This is a genomic window from Oceanicola sp. S124, assembly GCF_000220565.1.
Classification (GTDB): domain Bacteria; phylum Pseudomonadota; class Alphaproteobacteria; order Rhodobacterales; family Rhodobacteraceae; genus Pseudooceanicola.
Genome location: NZ_AFPM01000217.1, coordinates 1 through 1,714, shown reverse-complemented (window position 1 = coordinate 1,714; position 1,714 = coordinate 1). Strand labels below are relative to the sequence as shown.

The following is a 1,714-nucleotide window of genomic DNA, read 5'->3' as shown; positions in this document are numbered from 1 at the left end:
CTGGACCCGCTGCTGTTCGCCGCCCGAGAGCTCCTGGTAGAAGCTGTCGGCGTGGATGGGTGAGATCGACGCGGCTGAGGGCCTTCAGTGCGCGGGCCTCGCCGCCGCGGCCGCCGGCGCCCAGCCGGACGACCTCGAGCGCGGTGAAGGGGAAGGCCAGGGAGGTCGCCTGGGACAGGACGGCCCGGCGCTGCGCCAGCAGCCAGGGCTCGGCCCCGGCGACATCGATCTGGCCCATGCGGATGCGGCCTCCGGGGGCGATCTGGCCGGCGATCTCGCCGGTCAGCACGCGCAGCAGGGTGGTCTTGCCAGAGCCGTTCGGCCCGACGATGGCGGTGACCTGCCCGGCCCTGGCCTCGAAGTCGATCGCCTCGAGGATCGGCTTGCCGCGCAGCGACAGGCTGATGGCGCGGGCGCTCAGACCGCCGTCGCCGGTCGCAGGGCGGGCGGGACGCGGAGCGGCTTGCATGTTCACAGGTCCAGGACTCCCCTCTGGCGCAGCAGGATCCACAGGAAGAACGGCCCGCCGAGGATGGCGGTGACGATCCCGATGGGCAGTTCGGCGGGGGCGATCACCACCCGGCTTAGGATGTCCGACAGCAGCAGCAGCGCGGCGCCCAGCAGGGCGGCATTGGGCAGCAGGCTGCGGTGGTCGGGGCCCGAGGCGAGGCGCAGCAGGTGCGGCACGACAATGCCGATGAAGCCGATCCCGCCGGACATGGCCACCGCCGCACCGGTGGCGGCGGCAACGGCCAGGATGGCCAGGTTCTTCACCCGCTGGATGCGGATCCCGAGGTGGTAGGCCGCGGCCTCGCCCAGGGCCAGCGCGTTCAGGCCGCGCGCCAGCAGCGGCGCAAGGGCCAGGGCCGGCAGGATCACCGCCAGACCGACCAGCACCTTGGGCCAGGTCGCCCCGGCAAGCGATCCCATGCCCCAGAAGGTCAGGTCGCGCAGCTGGTTGTCATCGGCGATGTAGACCATGACGCCCGAGGCGGCGCCGGTGAGCGCCCCGAGGGCGATCCCCGCCAGCAGCATCACCGCGACCGAGGTGCGCCCGGCGCGGGTCGCCACGCGATAGAGCAACAGCGTCGAGGCCCAGCTTCCCAGGAAGGCCGCCGCAGGCACCAGGTAGAAGCCCAGCCCCGCCAGCAGCCCGGCGGGCAGCAACCCTCCCAGCACGATGGCGGCGATGGCACCCAGCCCGGCCCCGGCGCTGACCCCGACGATGCCGGGATCGGCCAGCGGGTTGCGGAACAGCCCCTGCATCAGCGCGCCCGACACCGCCAGCGCGGCCCCCACTCCCATACCCATCAGGGTACGCGGCGCGCGGATCTGCCACAGCACGATGCGGTCGGCCAGGGCGATCTCGTCGCCGCGCAGCAGGGCGCCGAGCGCCGACCACAGGCTGGTACCCGCCGCGCCGACGCCAAGGCTGAGCAGGACGCAGACCAGCAGCACCGCCACCAGCACCAGCCGCAGCCGGCGGGCGCGGCGGCGCCGGTCGCCGTGGCGCAGCACCTGCTGCGGCGGCTCCCGGCCCGTGTCGTCAGCGGGGGACAGGGCGACCAAGGCTCAGCCCCCGTGGCGGGGCTGTCCGCGCCGCCCGCCTGGGGTGCGGCGTTCAGCGCCCGGGCGAGATCGCGCACCGCATCGGCGGTGCGCACCGAGAAGCCCAGCATGTACATGCCGTCCATGGTGACGAAGGCCTGGTTCT

Annotated in this window: 2 protein-coding genes; both read right to left on the bottom strand. The window is 73.9% G+C overall.

Annotated features, from left to right (window positions below):
- On the bottom strand, window positions 1-469 hold a 469-nt coding region (locus OS124_RS24865), incomplete at its 3' end, for an ATP-binding cassette domain-containing protein (RefSeq protein WP_237708124.1).
- Between the two features lie 2 nt (window positions 470-471).
- On the bottom strand, window positions 472-1,569 hold the full coding sequence (locus tag OS124_RS0115205; protein WP_010140614.1) for an iron chelate uptake ABC transporter family permease subunit: 1,098 nt from the start codon (window positions 1,567-1,569) through the stop codon (window positions 472-474).
- Window positions 1,570-1,714: the final 145 nt, after the last annotated feature.